A 3,472-nucleotide genomic window follows, 5' to 3' on the forward strand; every position below is an offset into this window, starting at 1 on the left:
GTGCCCGAGTCGAACAGCGACAGGCTGTCGAGACGAATAATGTGTGGTGCTGACTCCGGCTGCCGTACCGGTTCAGCACGGCGTTCCGGCTTCGGCGGTGGTAATCGAACATACGAACGGATCGCATCCAGTACCCTGAGACGCAGGTATTCCCCCTGATACAGACCCAGGCTCATACGAACCGGTACGCCATTACGTGCCCAGTGATCCAGTTGCGTGACATCCTCCCACAGGACTGCCACCGACTCAGCCTTCGGCCCATAGTCATACATGGGGATACGGTCGTAGCGGGCAATATCAAAGCTCACACGTTGCAGCAACTGACGATTATTCAGGCCACTACTGAGCAGTGCAGTAAGGGCAGCCAGGGTAAAGAGCCCAAGTGCATAGCGCCAGATCCGTCCACGCGGGGTTAATCCCCGGCCTTCTGGCAACAGTGGCAGAATAAAATCCGGGAACGGGGAGATAACCGTGCTGTCTGTTCCTACTGGCTGCCAGCCCGCGACCCGCTGCATGGCCGTATGACGGGATAACCATGCCGTCCAGGCCGATGACTCCAGGCTTCCGGCAAGAACAGGCCCCATCCCCCACAGCACAGCAGCAGGGGCGATAGTCGGCACATCGAGGCTATCATCACTGAACACTGCCTCGACATGATCATGGAACCAGCTCATCAGGCTGTTCATCAGTACCTGTTGTTGCATCACGGGTTCGTCACTGGCGGTGACCCATGTGGGCACCGTGCCCGGTGATGATGACGTTCGCCAGATTTTCACGCCCTCTTCGGGAAGCGCCGCCTGCCAGAGCATGTCATTCATCATCGCGCTGCCGACCTGCCCTTTCAGAACCAGGGGAACCGCATGTCCGATTTCCTTGCGCAGCTGAACGACTTGCCAGCGCAAGGCCAGAAGGCTGCTGGTAAGTCGTTCAGTGTCCACATGTTTCTGCGGGCACACACTGACCATCACCGATAACTGACGTCCCCAGTCAGGGCGCTGCCACAGTATCTGACGGGCTATCTGCTCCAGATCCTGGAAATCCTCTACACGGACCCAGCACCCCTGCGTGACCGTGATCACGGGCGATGGCTGTGGCCAGGCCAATGGCAGATCACCACAGACCAGCACCACAGACTGGCGATAACTGGCATCCGGGAGATTGTCCAGGCGAAACGTCACTTCATGCTCAACACGACGCCTGCCCGCATACCAGACTGCGGTAATGAGCCCCAGTGTCGCCACCAGAATGATGACAGCGACCAGTCGTGCCACAGGCAGGAAGCTCAGGCAGATAATGCCACTCAGCAGGGCAGCCCACAGCGCAATCCCGCGCTGTTGTGCAGGACTCATTTCACCGCCTCAGGTAACAAGCGCAACAGAGTCTGATCAAGCCAGTGATCCAGCCCCCACCAGAGTGCGACGAGCATCATCACGCACAGGCCTGTATACACAGGCCATGACATCAGCCATCGGTTCACCCCCTTCCCGGCACGGCTTTCCGCCAGAACAGGTGAGGTTTGTGGGTAATGGTATGGGGTGACCTGTTCGTTTAAGGCGGCAGCAAGTTTCTGGCGTTCCGGATCGTTCAGGGAGTGGAAACTTCCCAAGAACCCAAGCATCATCACCCGCTGGAAGCAAGTCAGAACAGCATTGTCAGCTGCGGGATCATGTAATATGTCGTGCATCCGGGCACACAAGGTGTCACCGGCATCCATGGTCCCAAGAAAATGTCCCTGCAGGGGAATGTCATACCACTGCACGCAGGCATCATCTTCCACACCACGGCCTTTGACCGACTCATCGAGCAGGGCGCACTGCGCGGTCATGATTAGGCGACAACTGGCCTCATCCAGCCCACTGGATTTCAATTCACGCTGCACCTGCTCCACATCAGCGACACAGCGTTCCCACAGGATTCGGCCTTCGCCATCCCGGAACTGCGGGCCGTGACGCAGGCTGATGACCTGAAGCCAGGTGTCCTGCAATAGCGCATCGATATCAACCGCCGTGCTTTGTTTACGCTCACTCATGTTCTCAGTACCGCAAAGAGTTCAAGTACAGGCTCACCGAGCATCCCCGGAACGTAAAACATACAGGTACCGCTTTGCAGCATTTCAGCCGCCAGTGGATGTGAGAGATCAAGACTGAAATACTGGTTTTCCAGGCGTAGTGGAATCGCTGCCGGAACATGACGTAACGGCGTCAGAGGAATACCAACACGGGAGGAGTTAACAATGCCCCGTACATGATCAGGACTCCCTGCCTTGCACTGACGCGGGAACTGTTCCTGCAACTGTGCGACTGGCATAGGTGAACGTACGGAAAGATAGTAATCAGCCCCTTCACGCAAACGCGGGTCATGTAAACGGGCCTGCCAGAAGTGAAGCCGGGCATCATGTTCAAGCTCAATAGCCACCACACGTGATGGCAGGCTGGCTTCCAGTAGATCCCCCAGTAAATCAAATAATGGGGGGAAAACATGATTCAGTTGTTCATGTTGCCAGACCGGGATGACATTCTGCTGGTGTTCTAGTGAGAAGGTCAGCAGGCTGCCCGCAAGACGCGCAAGCTCAGGATACAGACGTTCCGGTGGGCTTTGTGGGTTGTACTGAAACTGTCCCAGCACAGGCTCTGCGCTGTTCAGGGCATTGAGCAGCCAGAACAGGGACACATCCGCCACGGCAAAATCTGCCATACGTTCATTACTTTCCCGGCGCATTGCCATCAGGCGGCTCAGACGAGCGCGCAGTTGTGTCATCAGTTGTTCCAGCTGAACAACCAGCCAGCGGCTGCTCTGCAGGGTCAGCAGGGGGGGAAGAAACGTCTCATCGAGAGCCCACTTCCCCTGCGAGTCTTGCTGCAGACGGGCAACCGGACAGGTCAGGTAATCACTGTTGTTCTGATGGATGAAACGCAGCGTCAACTCCGGGTGCATCACCGCTACCTGGCGGGTATCATCCCCGAAAGTATTACGAATATCCCGCCAGCGCTGACGATAGCGCACAGGCCGCTCCGCCACCTCATCCGGTTGCAGGCAGTTACCGCCACTGGCCCGCATTAACGGAAGGGCCAGAACTATCACGACGTCCTGCGATTCACTTTCAAGTGATAACGCCGGTGGCAAATCGTCAGTATTATCCGTATCGATTAATGTCCCATCCGGGAAACGAACATGCAAATGACGGGCCTGAAGACGGCCCTGGCTCAGTGTGTCTCGTTCAAAGGTGGCATCAATCACCCCCCAGGGATGGGAGAGTCCCAGCCGGGCAATACATTCCGTAGACCAGGCTGCATAAGCAGCCTGCTGCTGGAAGTGCTGGGGAGCGACCATAATGCCCCTGCCCCATAACGGTTGTTCCGTTTTCATCGGCTTCCTGCCTTTGGTATTAGGATTTTGCTTTCGGCATCTGGGAAACCAGCGACAGGCTGACATCCATGCCTTCCACCTGAAAGTGTGGCACCGCGTAGAGTTT

3 protein-coding genes are annotated in these 3,472 nt (G+C 56.8%); all 3 read right to left on the reverse strand.

The window, feature by feature from the left end:
* Positions 1-1,349 (reverse strand): OmpA family protein (locus JK154_RS17520; protein ID WP_211994021.1); only part of this gene is annotated, 1,349 nt, incomplete at its 3' end.
* A complete protein-coding gene (tssL, locus tag JK154_RS17525) occupies positions 1,346-2,029 on the reverse strand; it encodes a type VI secretion system protein TssL, short form (RefSeq protein ID WP_211994022.1) in 684 nt (227 codons plus the stop codon). The genes tssL and JK154_RS17520, both read right to left, overlap by 4 nt.
* The gene (gene tssK, locus JK154_RS17530; protein WP_211994023.1) at positions 2,026-3,366 is read right to left on the reverse strand and encodes a type VI secretion system baseplate subunit TssK; all 1,341 of its coding nucleotides are present in this window, start codon (positions 3,364-3,366) and stop codon (positions 2,026-2,028) included. The genes tssL and tssK overlap by 4 nt, the downstream gene beginning before the upstream one ends.
* Positions 3,367-3,472 lie beyond the last annotated feature (106 nt).

It is taken from the genome of Citrobacter sp. JGM124 (genome assembly GCF_018257795.1).
Taxonomy (GTDB): domain Bacteria; phylum Pseudomonadota; class Gammaproteobacteria; order Enterobacterales; family Enterobacteriaceae; genus JGM124.